Annotated in this window: 11 protein-coding genes, 1 tRNA gene and 1 pseudogene; 2 read left to right on the top strand and 11 right to left on the bottom strand. The window is 66.1% G+C overall.

The features are described from left to right. Positions 1–6: 6 nt before the first annotated feature. Positions 7–2604: a ribonuclease R gene (gene rnr, locus J8I34_RS08530; protein ID WP_029046158.1), complete on the bottom strand. Its 2598-nt coding sequence runs from the start codon at positions 2602–2604 to the stop codon at positions 7–9. Between the two features lie 70 nt (positions 2605–2674). Between rnr and J8I34_RS08535 the strand changes: the two genes are divergently transcribed. Further along, positions 2675–2761, top strand: a tRNA-Leu gene (locus tag J8I34_RS08535). 281 nt (positions 2762–3042) lie between these two features. After that, positions 3043–3461 (top strand): annotated as a pseudogene (locus J8I34_RS08540) (NAD(P)-dependent oxidoreductase); the annotation flags it as partial. 59 nt (positions 3462–3520) lie between these two features. Here the strand turns inward: J8I34_RS08540 and J8I34_RS08545 are convergent. The 10 genes from J8I34_RS08545 to J8I34_RS08590 all read right to left on the bottom strand — a co-directional run bounded on the left by J8I34_RS08545 (position 3521) and on the right by J8I34_RS08590 (position 14843). Then, positions 3521–4090, bottom strand: a complete 570-nt coding sequence (locus J8I34_RS08545) for a phosphoribosyltransferase (RefSeq protein WP_029046156.1) — start codon at positions 4088–4090, stop codon at positions 3521–3523. Between the two features lie 141 nt (positions 4091–4231). Next, a complete protein-coding gene (locus J8I34_RS08550) occupies positions 4232–5572 on the bottom strand; it encodes an adenylosuccinate synthase (RefSeq protein WP_063238110.1) in 1341 nt (446 codons plus the stop codon). Positions 5573–5657: 85 nt separating this feature from the next. Next, positions 5658–6809, bottom strand: a complete 1152-nt coding sequence (locus J8I34_RS08555) for an ATP phosphoribosyltransferase regulatory subunit (protein WP_029046154.1) — start codon at positions 6807–6809, stop codon at positions 5658–5660. 193 nt (positions 6810–7002) lie between these two features. Next, entirely contained in the window at positions 7003–7911 is a 909-nt protein-coding gene (gene hflC, locus J8I34_RS08560; RefSeq protein ID WP_209771937.1) for a protease modulator HflC, read from the bottom strand. 11 nt (positions 7912–7922) lie between these two features. Then, positions 7923–9281, bottom strand: a complete 1359-nt coding sequence (hflK, locus tag J8I34_RS08565) for an FtsH protease activity modulator HflK (RefSeq protein WP_029046152.1) — start codon at positions 9279–9281, stop codon at positions 7923–7925. Positions 9282–9442: 161 nt separating this feature from the next. Further along, on the bottom strand, positions 9443–10687 hold the full coding sequence (gene hflX, locus J8I34_RS08570) for a GTPase HflX (RefSeq protein ID WP_035877109.1): 1245 nt from the start codon (positions 10685–10687) through the stop codon (positions 9443–9445). A gap of 277 nt (positions 10688–10964) precedes the next feature. Further along, positions 10965–11204 carry an RNA chaperone Hfq gene (hfq, locus tag J8I34_RS08575; protein ID WP_029046151.1) on the bottom strand — a complete coding sequence of 80 codons (240 nt, stop codon included), beginning with the start codon at positions 11202–11204 and terminating at the stop codon, positions 10965–10967. Positions 11205–11415: 211 nt separating this feature from the next. Next, the gene (gene der / locus J8I34_RS08580; protein ID WP_209805820.1) at positions 11416–12759 is read right to left on the bottom strand and encodes a ribosome biogenesis GTPase Der; all 1344 of its coding nucleotides are present in this window, start codon (positions 12757–12759) and stop codon (positions 11416–11418) included. Between the two features lie 225 nt (positions 12760–12984). Then, positions 12985–14160, bottom strand: a complete 1176-nt coding sequence (bamB, locus tag J8I34_RS08585) for an outer membrane protein assembly factor BamB (RefSeq protein WP_209805821.1) — start codon at positions 14158–14160, stop codon at positions 12985–12987. 50 nt (positions 14161–14210) lie between these two features. Continuing rightward, positions 14211–14843, bottom strand: coding sequence for a YfgM family protein (locus tag J8I34_RS08590; protein WP_209805822.1), 633 nt, complete (start codon positions 14841–14843; stop codon positions 14211–14213). Between the last annotated feature and the right edge of the window lie 79 nt (positions 14844–14922).

Genomic DNA, 14922 nt, shown 5'->3' on the forward strand with positions numbered 1-14922 from the left:
CGTGCCTTAACGCTTGCGCGGCGTGCGCTTGGCGGCGGACTTGCCGGCCGTTTTGGCAGGACGTGACTTCGAAGCCGGCTTGCGCGGCTTCTCCAGGTGCGCGGGCTTGGGCTTGGCCGCGCGCTTGGCCGGCTTGCCGCCAGTACCGATGTGTGGCTTGAGCGGCGTGATCACCGCTTCGAACACCGGCTGCTCCTCGATCACGCGGTCGAGCGTCTCGTCGAACGACTCCTCCGGCTTGGACGATCCGCCCAGCAGCGCCGCCAGCTGGCGGCCCTTCTTGCGCGCCGGCACCGCATGGGCGGCCGGAACGCGCGGCTGGGTGTCGGTGCCCGTTGCGCGCGCGCGCAATGTCTTGGCCGACGGTTCCTGCACGAGGCGGAAATCGATCTTGCGTGCATCGAGGTCCACACGCGAGACCTGCACGCGCACGCGGTCGGTCAGGCGATAACGGATGCCGGTGCGCTCGCCACGCAGTTCATTGCGGGCCTCGTCGTACTGGAAGTAATCGCTGCCCAGTTCGGTCACGTGCACCAGCCCCTCGACATATAGTTCGTCGAGCTGCACGAAGATGCCAAACGACGTCACGGCGCTGACGGTGCCGGCAAAATCGCTGCCCAGCTTGTCGCGCATGAAGTAGCACTTGAGCCAGGCCTCGACATCGCGCGACGCTTCGTCGGCGCGGCGCTCGTTGGCCGAGCAATGCAGGCCAAGCTCGTCCCAGATCGCCTCGTTGCGCCTGGCGCGCGCGGCGGCCAGTTCCGCCTTCTGCTCGGCGTCCTTGGCCTGCAGGCGGCGCGCCTTGGGCGAGATCGCGGTGTTCAGCTCGGTACCGTGCGCAAAGGCCGGCTGGTACTTGGTGTGCGCAAGCACGGCCTTGATCGCGCGGTGCACCAGCAGGTCGGGATAGCGGCGGATCGGGCTGGTGAAGTGCGCATAGGCCCCGTACGCCAGGCCGAAGTGGCCGATGTTGTCGGGGCTGTAGACGGCCTGCTGCATCGAGCGCAGCAGCATCGTCTGCAGCATCGGCGCATCGGGGCGGGACTTGATCTTGTCCATCACCTCGGCATAGTCGGACGCCTGCGGCTTGTCGCCGCCGCCCAGCGACAGGCCGGCGGTCTTCAGGAACTCGCGCAGGTTCTTCAGCTTCTCTTCGCTGGGGCCGGCGTGGATGCGGTACAGCGCCGGGTGCTTGAAGCGCTCGAGGAAATCCGCCGCGCACACGTTGGCGGTCAGCATGCATTCCTCGATCAGCCGGTGCGCATCGTTGCGGGTGCGCGGCAGGATCTGCTCGATCTTGCCCTGCGCATTGCAGACGATATAGGTCTCGGTGGTGTCGAAGTCGATCGCGCCACGCTCGCGCCGCGCCTTGAGCAGGACCTGGAACAGCTCGTACAGGTTCTGCAGGTGCGGCACCAGCTCGGCACGCTTGTGTGCCTCGGGACCCTTGGTGTTGGACAGGACCGACCAGACCTCGTTGTAGGTCAGGCGCGCGGTCGAGTGCATCACCGCGGGATAGAACTGGTAGCCCTTGAGTTCGCCCTTGGCGGTGAGCACCGCATCGCAGACCATGCACAGCCGGTCGACGTTGGGATTGAGCGAGCACAGTCCGTTGGACAGCTTCTCCGGCAGCATCGGAATCACGCGGCGGGGGAAGTAGACAGAAGTGGCGCGGTCCAGCGCATCGGCATCCAGCGACGCGCCGGGGCGCACGTAATGCGACACATCGGCGATCGCCACGATCAGGCGCCAGCCTTTCGCACGGCCGATCTTGACCGGCTCGCAATAGACCGCGTCGTCGAAGTCGCGCGCGTCTTCGCCGTCGATGGTCACCAACGGAATATCGCGCAGGTCGATGCGGTGGTCCAGGTCGGCCTGGCGCACCTCGTCCGGCAATGCGGCGGCTTCCTTGGCCGCCGCCGGGGAGAAGGCGTGCGGCACGCCATACTTGCGCACCGCGATCTCGATCTCCATGCCGGGATCGTCGATCTCGCCGAGGATTTCCACCACGCGGCCCACCGGCTGCACATAGCGGTCGGGATATTCGATCAGCTCGACGCTGACCACCTGCCCCACGCGCGCCTTGCCCTGCGCCTTGGGCGGAATCAGGATGTCCTGGCTGATGCGCTTGTCCTCCGGCGCGACCACCAGCACGCCGCCCTCGCTCAGCAGCCGTCCGATCACGTAGCGGTTGGCGCGCTCGATGATCTCGACGATCTGGCCCTCGGGCCGGCCGCGGCGGTCGTAGCCCACCACGCGCACTTGCGCGCGGTCGTTGTGCATGGCCTTCTGCAGCTCGCGCTCGGGCAGGAAGATATCGTCTTCGCCATCGTCGCGGATCAGGAAGCCGAAGCCGTCGCGATGGCCCTGCACGCGGCCGGTGACGAAGTTGGGCTGGTGGGCCAGTTCATAGCGGCCCTTGCGGTTCAGTTCGATCTGGCCGTCGCGTTCCATCGCTGCCAGGCGCTTCTGGAAGCCGTCATGCTCCTTGCGCGTGACCGACAAGGCCTTGGCGATATCGCCTGCCGACTGCGGAGATCCCGACGTTCTCAGCACGCCCAGGATTTCTTCCCGGCTGGGGATCGGATAGTTGTTCTGATTCAATTTTTTCTGGAAACTATTTGACAAAATTCTCGCGCTCTCTATAATGAGCGCTTCGGTTGTTTCGACACCTGCCCAGGTGGCGGAATTGGTAGACGCACTAGGTTCAGGTCCTAGCGGTGGCAACACTGTGGAGGTTCGAGTCCTCTCCTGGGCACCAGATCACCGGGAAACCCGCAGCGCTTTCGAGCCCTGCGGGTTTTTTGTTTTCGGCGCATTGTTGGCGTACCAGATCCGGCAACTTCCACTCCTTGCTTGGCGGCAATCCGCCGCGGTGTCATACGTGAGCGTACGGGGTTTTTCCCGTCCTTGAAACCGCGCGCAATGCCTTGCGCGGCAACCAAACCACATCGGCCCGGCAATGTCGAGGAGTGTAACAGCTTCAGTGGCGATTCCGGCATTCCGACGACCACCATATCGCGTCCCCGTCCCTGCCATCGTGACGTCGTCATCAGCATGGCGCGCTTCGCGCAACTGAACGCGCATCAGGTCACCTCGGCGGTGCGCCAGGCCGGCGTGCCTCGCCTGCTGGTGGTGGGCGGCGCGGGCAGCCTCCATGTCGCACCGGATGTGCAACTGGTGGATACGCCGACCTTTCCCCACGCGTACCAGACCGAAGCCCTGGCGGGTCGCGATTTCCTCAATGCGCTGCATGGCGAGCAACAGATCGACTGGACCTTCCTGTCGCCGTCGGCGCTGTTCGAGCCGGGCGAGCGCACCGGCAACTTCCGTATCGGCGAGGAAGCCCTGCTGAGCGATGCCGCGGGCAAGAACTGGCGATGGAGGACTACGCGATTGCGATGCTCGACGAGATCGAAAAGCCGGCGCATTCGCGCCAGCGTTACACGGTCGGCTATTGACGCCATCCGTGCCCGTGCCGCGCGGCGGGCGACGCCGGCACAGGTGCGGCGAGCCGCGCTCAGGCGCTCGCGTCGTCGTCGAGCAGGCTGGCGCGCTTGCCGCGCTTGAGCCACGCGCCCAGGTTGTGCGGGCGCAGCGTGTCGTACTCTTCGAACGGCTGGTGGATCCAGGGGTTCGACGGCAGGAAAGTCACGTGATAATCCGGCTCGATCTTCGAGCAGGCCTTGTACCACAGCACCGCCGAGCGCACCTCGGTCACCGCCGGATAGCGTTCCTTCAGGTGGCGGCCCACGCGTTCCAGCGTGATACCCGAATCGACCAGGTCGTCGACCAGCAGGATCTTGCCCGACAGCTCGCCGCGCGTCATGGTGATGTACTGCGCGATATCCAGGTCGCCCTGCTGCGTGCCGGCGGCTTCGCGATAGCTGCTGGTGGCCAGGATCGCCAGGGGCACGTCAAAGATGCGCGACATCTGGTCGCCCACGCGCAGGCCGCCGCGCGCCAGGCACAGGATCTTGTCGAACTTCCAGCCCGACTCATGCACGTTCAGCGACAGGCGTGCGATCAGGCGGTGGTATTCGTCCCACGAGACCCACAGGTTCTCTTCATCGTTGGTTGGCAGGTTCATCGTTTTGCTCTAGATATCTTCGTGGCCGGTTGGCCCGGATCGCCAATAAGGCTCGGCCCGCTTGCGCGGGCCGATGATCTGTTGCAGGCCGCGGCGTTCGTGGCGCCGCGGCACTACGTCGTGCTTCCGGTGGTTGCCAGGTCAGGCCTTGTACGGGTGACGCAGCAGGATGGTCTCGTCGCGGTCCGGACCGGTCGAGATCATGTCGATCGGGATGCCGACCACTTCTTCCACGCGCTTCAGGTAGACGCGGGCCGCCTCGGGCAGCGCGTCCCACGACTTCACGCCGAAGGTCGACTCGTTCCAGCCCGGGAACTCTTCATAGACCGGCTCGCAGCGCGCCACGGCGTCAGAGCCGCGCGGCAGGATGTCGACGGTCTGGCCGTCGAGCGTGTAGCCGACGCACAGCTTGATGCTGTCCAGGCCATCGAGCACGTCCAGCTTGGTCAGGCACAGGCCCGACACGCCGTTGATCTGCACCGAGCGCTTGAGCGCGGCGGCATCCAGCCAGCCGGTGCGGCGCGGACGGCCGGTGACGGAACCGAATTCCTTGCCGACGTTGGCCAGGCGCACGCCGACCTGGTCCTGGCGCTGCGGGTTGTCGTTGTCGTACAGCTCGCTCGGGAACGGGCCCGAGCCCACGCGCGTGCAGTAGGCCTTGGTGATGCCCAGGATGTAGTTCAGGCGGCCCGGGCCGACGCCGGCGCCCGCGGCGGCCGCACCGGCCACGCAGTTGCTCGAGGTCACGAACGGATAGGTGCCGTGGTCGACGTCGAGCAGCGTGCCTTGCGCGCCTTCGAACATCAGGTTGCCACCGGCGGCATTGACCGCGTACAGCTCGGCCGACACGTCGGCCACCATCGGGGCCAGGCGCGGCGCGAAGGCCAGCGCGTCGTCCAGCGTCTGCTGGAAGTCCACGGCTTCGGCGCCCAGGTACTGGGTCAGCATGAAGTTGTGGTAGTCCAGGTTCTCGCGCAGGCGCTCGGCGAACTGCTCGGGATCGAACAGGTCCTGCACGCGCAGCGCGCGGCGGGCAACCTTGTCTTCATACGCCGGGCCAATGCCGCGGCCGGTGGTACCGATCTTGGCCGCGCCGCGACGGGCTTCGCGCGCCTTGTCGATGGCGACGTGGTACGGCAGGATCAGCGTTGCCGCTTCGGAGATGCGCAGGCGGCTCTGCACCTGCAGGCCGGCGGCTTCGAGTTCTTCGATTTCACGGAACAGTGCCTCGGGCGACAGCACTACACCGTTGCCGATGTAGCAGATCGTGCCTTCGCGCATGATGCCCGACGGGATCAGGCGGAGAATGGTCTTCTTGCCGCCGATGATCAGGGTGTGGCCGGCGTTGTGGCCTCCCTGGAACCGCACCACGCCCTTTGCATGGTCGGTAAGCCAATCGACGATTTTTCCTTTGCCTTCGTCACCCCACTGGGTGCCGATCACGACGACATTGCGTCCCTGGCCTACTGCGGATGCGGACATATTGCTTTGGTCAATAGGTTAAAAACGTATTCTACTCTTGTTGCAGGGCGATTCCCGATTTTTGGCCGGGATTGCTCGCCCTGCGTCAGCGCGGCACCACGGCCCAGCTGGAATCCTGGCGCACCAGCTGGCGATCGCAGTTGAATTCGTCGAGCTCGTGGGTATGGCCGGGCAACGACTGGATCACGATCTCGCCGGCGGCACGCAGCGCGGAAATCGCCGCCCGCAGTGCCGGGTCCGCATCCCAGGGTGCGAATATCGCCTGGGCGCGCACTTCCACCGGTGACAGCGACGCCACTTCGCGCAGGTCGAGCGAGAAACCCGTCGCCGGGCGAGCGCGGCCGAAGGCTTCGCCCACCTTGTCATAGCGCCCGCCACGGGCCACGTAGTTGGGCAGGCCCGCCACGTAGGCCGCGAACATCACACCGCTGTGATAGTGGTAACCGCGCAGGTCCGACAGGTCGATATTGACGCTGGCGCCACGCACCTGCACCGCCAGCGCTGCGAGTTCGTCCAGCGCGCGGCCGATCGCCGGGCTCGCCGGCAGCGTGGCGCGGGCGCGGTCCAGCACTTCCACGCCGCCGTACAGCGTTGGCAGCGCCAGCAGCGCATCGCGTTCGGTCTGCGGCATGCCCGCGGTCAGCTCGCGCAGCGCGGGCACGTCCTTGGTCTCGAGCGCGGCAAAGAGCGCGTCCTCGGTCTTGCGGATCGACGGCAATCCGGCCAGCAGCGCCTCCAGGATGCCGGCGTGGCACAGGTCGATGCGGATCTCCGACAGGCCCGCCGCCTGCAGCGCGGCCAGCATCAGCTCCTGGATCTCGACGTCGGCTTCGAGGCCGGCGTGGCCGTAGATCTCGGCGCCGATCTGGATCGGCTCGCGCGTGGCATGGAAGCCCGCCGGGCGCGCGTGCAGCACGTTGCCGGCATAGCACAGGCGCGTCACGCCGGGCCTGTTCAGCAGGTGGGCGTCGATGCGCGCCACCTGCGGCGTGATATCGGCACGCAGGCCCATGGTGCGGCCCGACAGCTGGTCCACCAGCTTGAGCGTGCGCAGGTCCAGGTCATGACCGGTACCGGTCAGCAGCGACTCCAGGTACTCCAGCATCGGCGGCATCACCAGCTCGTAGCCGTAGGTGCGGAACAGGTCCAGCATGCGGCGGCGCAGTTCTTCGATCTTGCGCGCTTCCGACGGCAGCACGTCGGCAATGTTTTCTGGCAGCAGCCAATGGTTGGACATGGTGAATCTCTTTTCGGTCATTCGGTTACCCCGCGGGCTCCGCGCCCGCGGTGCCGGGCCGCGCCCGGCACATTGTTGCCGCGGTCTTGCCTCCCGGCGCGCCCGGTCCATCACTCGGCAATGATGGCTCCAGCCGGACAAAACCCCGGCAAGCCGGGGTTTCGTCAATTCGCCGCACGGACAAGCGGACGTTCTAGCGCTTGCCTCCGGATCCGCCGGACGCGGCCGCCGCGGCACCGCCGCTGGAACGCATGTAGCGGAAGAAGTCGGAATTTGGCTCCAGCACCAGCACGTCGCGCTTGTCGCGGAAGGTGTTGCGATACGCTTCCATGCTGCGCCAGAACTGCGCGAACTGCGGGTCGCGGCCAAAGGCATCGCCGTAGATCTGCGACGCCTTGGCATCGCCATTGCCCTTGATCACCTGGGCATCGCGATAGGCCTCGGCCAGCACCACTTCGCGCTGGCGGTCGGCGTCGGCGCGGATCTTTTCGCCCTCGGCGGCACCGGTGGAGCGCAGCTCGTTGGCCACGCGCTTGCGCTCGGCCTCCATGCGCCGGTACACCGATTCGCTGATCGCCGGCAGCAGGTCGACGCGCTTCAGGCGCACGTCCAGGATCTCGACGCCCACCGACTTGGCGTATTCGACCATGCCGTTGCGGATAGCCTGCATCACCTGTTCGCGCTCGCCCGCGACCACGTCGGCCACGGTGCGCCTGCCGAACTCCTCGCGCGCCACGGCGTCGATACGCTGGGTCATGCGGTCCTGGGCGCCACGCAGGTTGCCGCCAAAGGCGACGAAGAACTTGCGCGGATCAGTAATGCGCCATTTGACGAACCAGTCCACCACCATGCTCTTTTTCTCGGCGGTCAGGAAGCGCTCGTTGGCGGCCACGTCGATGGTCTGCAGGCGGCGGTCCATGAAGACCACATTCTGGAACGGCGGCGGCAGCTTGAAATGCAGGCCGGGCTCACGCACCACCTGCTTGATCTCGCCGAAGGCGAACACCACCGCGTACTGGCGCTGGTCGACCACGAACAGCATCGACGACACCACGGCCAGCAGGATGAAAAAGCCAATCGAGAAGGAAATCAGTCGGTTCATGACGGGTCTCCTCAGCGCGAGTCGCGGTCACGGTTGCGCAGCGATTCGCGCGACCGGGTATCCGGCGAAGTCTCGGGAGCCGGTGCCGGCGTGCCGCCGGCACCCGGCTGACCCGGGGTGGCCGCACGGCCATCGCCGCCTTGCGCCATCAGCTTGTCCAGCGGCAGGTAGAGAAGGTTGTTGCCCTGGCGCGCGTCCACCAGCACCTTGGTCGAATTGCTGTAGATCTGCTGCATGGTTTCGAGATAGATCCGGTCGCGCGTCACCTGCGGCGCCTTGGCGTACTCCGCCTGGACCGAGCGGAAGCGCGAGGCATCGCCCTCGGCCTGCGCCACCACGCGGGAGCGGTAGGCCTCGGCCTCCTCCTTCAGGCGCGCCGCGGTACCCTTGGCGCGGGGGATGATGTCATTGGCATAGGCCTGGCCTTCGCTGATCGCGCGCTCGCGGTCCTGGCTGGCCTTGTTGACGTCATCGAATGCCGCCTGCACCTGCTCGGGCGGCTGCACGCTCTGCACGTTGACCGACAGCACGCGGATGCCGGTCTTGTAGGCCGACAGGATGGCCTGGATCGACTTGGCCAGGCTCTGCGCGATCTGCTCGCGGTTCTCGTACAGCACCGCATCCATCTTGTTGCGGCCGACGATCTCGCGCACCGAGGTCTCGGCGGCCTGGGTCACCAGTTCCTCGTCGCCGCCGCGGTCGGTCTTGTTGAAGAACAGGAACTCGGTAGCGTCCTGGATGACGTACTGCACGGTGAAGCGCACGTCGATGATGTTCTCGTCCTGCGTCAGCATCGACGAGTCTTTCAGGTTGCTGTCCTTGATCGACGTGGAGCGGCCCACTTCGACCGAGCGCACCGCCGACAGATTGACAACCTCGGCCGACTGGACCGGCCAGGGCAGCCGCCAGTTGATGCCGGGACCGGCCGAATACTTGAACTTGCCGAATTGCAGGATCACGGCGGTCTGGCCTTCCTGCACCATGAAGAAGCCGCTGGCCAGCCAGATGCCGACCACCGCGGCCACGATCACACCGACGCCCACGCCCGAGCTCTTGCCCGGGGTGCGCGGGCCGCCGAAGCCCTGGTTGCCGCCACCGCCATTTTCCTTGCGGCCGAGCAGGCCATTCAGGCGGCGGTTGAAGTCGCGCCACAGTTCGTCCAGGTCCGGCGGGCCGCCATCCTGCTGCGGGCGCTGGTTCTGCTGGCGGTTGTCGTCGCGGCCGTCCTTCTTCTCGTCGTCGTCACCATTGCGACCCCAGCGCGGATCGTTCAGCGAGAAGATGGCGCGCAGGCGCTGCCAGCCCGCGCGTGGCGCGAAACGGCTGCCTGGTATCAGGCTCGAATCAGCATTCCGGGGAAACTGGGGCATGAAGTGCACGGGTCCGGGGAAGTTTGTAACAGGGGGATTCTAGCAGTCATCTGCGCCACATTTGCCCAAATCGCGACCAATCCGTGGAAAGGCACGCCAAACCGGGCCGCCGAAGCACCGCTGCGGCATCCAGGCCGCGCGAAAAGCCGCGCTGGCCCGGCTCAGGACCTTACCCCCGACTGGGCGCCATCGGCGCCATCGCCTGCCAGATCGTCGCTGTCGCTACCGTCCTCATACAGATGGGCGTCACCCAGCCGCTGATCATAGGGCGCAGGCTCCGGCGGGCGGCTGGCCAGCCACTGGGCCACCTCGACCACCGATTCGCGCAGCGCATCCAGGCCGATGCCTTCGCGGGCGCTCAGGAACACCCGCGTGGGAATGCCATCTTCATCGCGCTCGATGCGCGGGCCCTGCTCCAGCAGTTCGGGCGCCGCATCGATCTTGTTCATCACCACGATCTGCGGGATGTCGGACGCGTCGATCTCGGCCAGCACGCGGTTGACCTGTTCGATCTGCTCATGGCGCACCGGGCTGGAGGCATCGACCACATGGAGCAGCAGGTCGGCATGGACCGTTTCCTCGAGTGTGGCACGGAACGCCGCCACCAGCTGCGTGGGCAGGTCGCGGATGAATCCGACCGTGTCCGACAGCACCACGTTGCCCAGCCCGTCCAGGAACAGCCGGCGCGAGGTGGTATCGAGCGTGGCAAAGAGCTGGTCGGCCGCGTAAGCGCGCGCCTTGGTCAGCGCATTGAACAGCGTCGACTTGCCCGCGTTGGTATAGCCCACCAGCGAAATGCTGAGCGTATCGTTGCGCGCGCGTGCGCGCCGCTGCGTGCTGTGCTGGCGCTGCAGCCGCGACAGGTCCGCCCTGAGCCGCTTGGCACGGTCGTCCAGCATGCGCCGGTCCAGCTCGAGCTGGCGCTCGCCGGGGCCGCCACGCATGCCAATACCGCCCTTCTGACGCTCCAGGTGGCTCCACGCGCGCACCAGCCGCGAGGCGCGGTACGTCACCTGCGCCAGCTCGACCTGCACCTTGCCGACGTGGCTCTGCGCACGCTGACCGAAGATGTCCAGGATCAGGCCGGTGCGGTCGATCACGTGGCGGTTCAGGAAGCGCTCGAGGTTACGCTGCTGCGCCGGGCTGAGCGCGTGGTTGAACACGACCACGTCGGCGTCGAGCGCGTCGGCGGCTTCCTTCAGCTCCTCGGCCTTGCCTGAGCCAATAAACAGCGCCGGGTCCGGCCGCGAGCGGCGGCCCGTCAGCGTATGCACCGGCAGCGAGCCGGCAGTGGAGGTCAGCAAGGCAAGTTCGCTGAGGCTTTCCTCGAAGTCGTGCTTGCCGAAATCGACGCCGACGAGAATGGCGCGCGACGGGGCAGTATTGGAAGTAGCTCTGGGATCCAAGGGATGGCGCGAATGCGCTGGGAATTAGGAATAGCGAGGAATAGCGGAACGCTTTCCGATGGTTTCAGGGGATGACCGACGGAAGTCCCGTCCTGCCCTGGCCCCAGCCGGAATGGCTACCCGCACCGGGCGGAAGGCCGCGGCGGCGAGGTGCGCCGCCAATCCGGCAGGCACCGGCCGCGCTGGCGCACCGGTACCGGGCATCGGTGCAACCCTGCGGGCTGCCAGGCCGATGCCTTGGGTCGGCGGCCGCAGCTTTGCGCGGCCGCGAGGCAGATCAGTTCTCGGAGGAATCATCCACGCGGAAGTTGACCGCGCGCGCCGGAACGACGGTGGAAATCGCATGCTTGTAGACCATCTGCGTCACGGTGTTACGCAGCAGCACGACGTACTGATCGAACGATTCGATATTGCCTTGCAGCTTGATGCCATTGACGAGGTAGATGGACACCGGCACGTGCTCTTTGCGCAGCGCGTTCAGGAACGGGTCTTGTAGCAGTTGCCCTTTGTTGCTCATGGCACACTCCAAATTTATAGGTTTAGTGGTGAATGATGGGGATGGAACTCCCCGGTTCAAGTCAATCGGCGCAAAAACGCGCCAGAAAAAAGATCAAAAACGGTACCAAGTCGGCGTCAATGCACAGGGAACCCCCCTGCTACCGTGAATTTAGCCGCAGTTCCAAACGAACGCAAACGAAAACTGGCCCGCCAAGGATCCGATTCCGGACTCAATCCTTCGAGTCCGCGTACGGGTTTTTGTTCGTACGGAATTCGATGCGCAGAGGGGTGCCCTTGAGCTTGAATGCCGCACGGAAACGGTTTTCCAGATAGCGCCGATAGGTCTCCGCGACCCCCGACAGCGCGTTGCCATGGATCACGATGATCGGCGGATTCGAGCCACCCTGGTGCGCATAGCGCAGCTTGGGACGCGACGCGCCGACGCGCTTGGGCTGCTGGAATTCCACGGCTTCCTGCAGCACGCGCGTCAGCTGCGGCGTCGGCAGCTTGACCATGGCCGCGGCATAGGCGTCATCGACGGAACGCATCAGCGCGCCGATGCCGGTGCGCTCGCGCGCCGACACAAAGTGGAAATTCGCGAAATTCAGGAATTGCAGCTTGCGCTCGAGGTCGTGCTTGATGCGGTCGCGGGTATGGCCATCCAGCCCGTCCCATTTATTGACGCCGACCACCAGAGCGCGTCCGGATTCAACGATAAAGCCGGCGATATGCGCGTCCTGGTCGGAAATGTCCTGTTGCGCATCCAGCAGCAGAATCACGACGTTGGCATCGGCGATCGATTGCAGCGTCTTGACCACTGAAAATTTTTCAATCGCCTCGAACACCTTGCCGCGCCGGCGCAGGCCCGCCGTGTCGATGAGCGTATAAGGCTTGCCGCCGCGTTCGAATTCCACGTAGATGGCGTCGCGGGTCGTGCCCGGCATGTCGAACGCGATCACACGCTCTTCACCGATCAGCGTGTTGACCAGCGTGGATTTCCCCACATTGGGGCGCCCGACGATGGCGATCTTGACACCCCTGCCGTCAGCGGGCTCTTCCGCGGCCAGTTCCGGGCGCTCCTGCACGGCCAGCTCGATCGCCTCGTCGACCAGTTCGCGCACGCCATCGCCGTGGGCAGCGGAGATCGCGTACGGATCGCCCATGCCGAGTTCGTAGAAATCCGCGGCGACCGAGGTGTACTTCATGCCCTCGGCCTTGTTGACCGCCAGCATGATGCGCCGGCCGGTCTTGCGCAGGTAGTCGGCAATCGCGCGGTCTTGCGGCGCCAGGCCCAGGCGGCCGTCGACGATGAAGATCACCACGTCGGCCTCGACCACCGCCTGCTTGGTCTGCTTGGCCATTTCGGCGACGATGCCTTCCTTGACCACCGGCTCGAAGCCGCCGGTATCGATGGCAAGGAACGGACGCTCGCCGACGCGGCCCTCGCCATAGTGGCGGTCGCGCGTCAGGCCCGGCAGGTCGGCGACGAGCGCGTCGCGCGACCGGGTCATGCGGTTGAATAGCGTCGACTTCCCCACATTGGGACGGCCGACAAGTGCGATAACTGGTTTCATGCAATAAACGGAAACGGGGGCCGGCACCTGCCGTCCCCCGGTTACTCCGGAGTCAATGGATCCGACAGCACGCGCACCCGCTGGGTGCGCCATGCCGCTTGTCCTGTCGGGGCGCGGCGCCGGTCAGCAACCCGCTGCGCAATTTGCCGCACGACCAGGGATCATGCTACCGGATTCGGCGCGCACCGTACCGACAGGTGTACGGCAGCGCGCACTGCTTGCTGGTCAGCCCGGCTGGAACCCGAAGACGTCGCCGTCGCGGGTCTGTATCACCAGCGTCTGCCCCGCCACCACCGGCGCGGCGGTGATGGCGCTGCCATCGGTCTTCATGCGGGCGACGACCTGGCCGTCCTCGCGCGACAGGAAGTGGACATAGCCTTCGAAGTCGCCCATCACCACCGAGCGACCCAGTGCCAGCGGCGCACCCAGGCGGCGGTTGCGCATCTGGTCGTTCTTCCAGCGCTCGGCGCCGTTCTGGCGGTCAAAGGCATGCACGACCGACTGCTCGTCGCTGGCATAGATCGCATTGTCATCCTGCGCGGGACCGCTCGGCGAGGAGAAATCCTTGCCCCACTGCGGCTGGCCGGTGGCCAGCTCGAGGCAGGCCACGCGCCCCTGGAAGGTGGTGGCGCAGACCTGGCGGCCGCTGATCATCGGCTGGCCGGTGACATCGTTCAGGCGCTCGATCTCGGACACGCCCTTGGGATAGGAGATCGTGCTTTCCCAACGCAGCACGCCGTTGCCCGGCGTCAGCACGCCCAGCTTGCCGCCGGGGAAGCCCATCACGATGCCGTCACCGGCGAACACCATGCCCATCGCGGCACGCAGGTTGAGCGGCGTCTGCGAGCGCTGGTAGATCCAGCGGCGCTCGCCGGTTCCGGCGTCGAGGCCGAACACGCGCGTGTCAGTGGTGCGCACCACCACCAGGCCGTTGCCGACCAGCGGCGCGGACAGCACCTCGCCGTTGACCTGCTTCTTCCAGATCTGCTTGCCGCTGGCGTCAAAGGCGTAGATCGCGCCCTTCTCGCCGGCGACCGCGGTCACCGAGCCATCGCTGCCCGGGCCGGAGGTCAGGTCCAGATCGGTCTTGGCCTTCCACAGCACGCGCCCGGAGGCGCCTTCCAGCGCCATCAAGTTGCCGTTGTTGGACGACACGTAGACATTGTTGCCCGCCGCGGCGGGCTGCATCGAATACGGGCCGCTCTTGCCCACATCGGCCTTCCACGCCTGGCGCACCGTCAGCGTGGCCGAAACCGGCTTGAGTTCGGCGGGCGGGTGCTTGTTTTCCTTGCTGAACAGCGAGCAGCCGCCCAGCGCGGCCAGGCAGGCAGCCGCCACCAGCGCACGGGTCACGGTGCGGGCGGGATGGCGATGTACGGCACGGGAAAGCACTGACGTCATAAGGTTACGATCCTGGTTTTGCGTGATGCCACAAAGCGCGTGCGGCCGCATCAGGCCGCGCCTAGCGCATCGAGCTTGAACTGGATGATCTGGCGCGTGGCCGGCTCGGTCCCGCCCAGCTTGTCCAGCGCCTTGCGATAGGCCGCGCGCGCGTCGTCGCGCTTGTCCTGCGCGGCGAGCAGGTCGCCGCGGCGGTCGGCATACAGCGACGCGAACGCTGCCGGCGGTTCGTCCTTCAGCAGCGCCAGGCCCTGGTCATAGGCCTTTTCGTCGAGCAGCACGCCGGCCAGGCGCACCCGCGCCAGATGCGCGTATTCTTCGTCGCCGTGGTCGACGGCCCACTGCAGCTGGGTCTTGGCCGCGGCCAGGTCGCCCGCGTCGTACAGCACGCGGCCGGCGACCAGCGCGCTCATCTGGCCATAGGCGGTACGCCCGAACTTGTTTTCCAGGTCGGTCGCGGCGCGCGTGACGCGTTCGACGTCGCGCGCCTCGGCGGCCTTGAGCACCTGCTCGTACAGCACCGCGGCCTCGCCGGCCTGCTTGCGCTCCCAGTACTTCCAGCCGTTCCAGCCGGCAAACGCCAGCAGCGCGGCGATGAGCACCCAGGTCAGCGCATTGCCGTACTGGCGCCACCAGGCCTTCAGATTCTCAAGCTGTTCCTGTTCTTCTAGATCGTAAGCCATGTCGAGGCAATCACCTGCGTTGGTTGGATACGGGCGTCTTGGATGACGGTGGGGCCGATGCGCGCATATTCCGCGCTAT

The organism is Cupriavidus phytohabitans, from assembly GCF_017815025.1.
Taxonomy (GTDB): Bacteria; Pseudomonadota; Gammaproteobacteria; order Burkholderiales; family Burkholderiaceae; genus Cupriavidus.

Bases quoted from the DNA above. Each gene is read 5' to 3' on its own strand.
- J8I34_RS08545 (WP_029046156.1), bottom strand. From the start codon at position 4,090: ATGAACCTGCCAACCAACGATGAAGAGAACCTGTGGGTCTCGTGGGAC.
- J8I34_RS08555 (WP_029046154.1), bottom strand. From the start codon at position 6,809: ATGTCCAACCATTGGCTGCTGCCAGAAAACATTGCCGACGTGCTGCCG.
- hflC (WP_209771937.1), bottom strand. From the start codon at position 7,911: ATGAACCGACTGATTTCCTTCTCGATTGGCTTTTTCATCCTGCTGGCC.
- hfq (WP_029046151.1), bottom strand. From the start codon at position 11,204: ATGAGCAACAAAGGGCAACTGCTACAAGACCCGTTCCTGAACGCGCTG.
- J8I34_RS08590 (WP_209805822.1), bottom strand. From the start codon at position 14,843: ATGGCTTACGATCTAGAAGAACAGGAACAGCTTGAGAATCTGAAGGCC.
- hflK (WP_029046152.1), bottom strand. From the start codon at position 9,281: ATGCCCCAGTTTCCCCGGAATGCTGATTCGAGCCTGATACCAGGCAGC.
- der (WP_209805820.1), bottom strand. From the start codon at position 12,759: ATGAAACCAGTTATCGCACTTGTCGGCCGTCCCAATGTGGGGAAGTCG.
- bamB (WP_209805821.1), bottom strand. From the start codon at position 14,160: ATGACGTCAGTGCTTTCCCGTGCCGTACATCGCCATCCCGCCCGCACC.
- J8I34_RS08550 (WP_063238110.1), bottom strand. From the start codon at position 5,572: ATGTCCGCATCCGCAGTAGGCCAGGGACGCAATGTCGTCGTGATCGGC.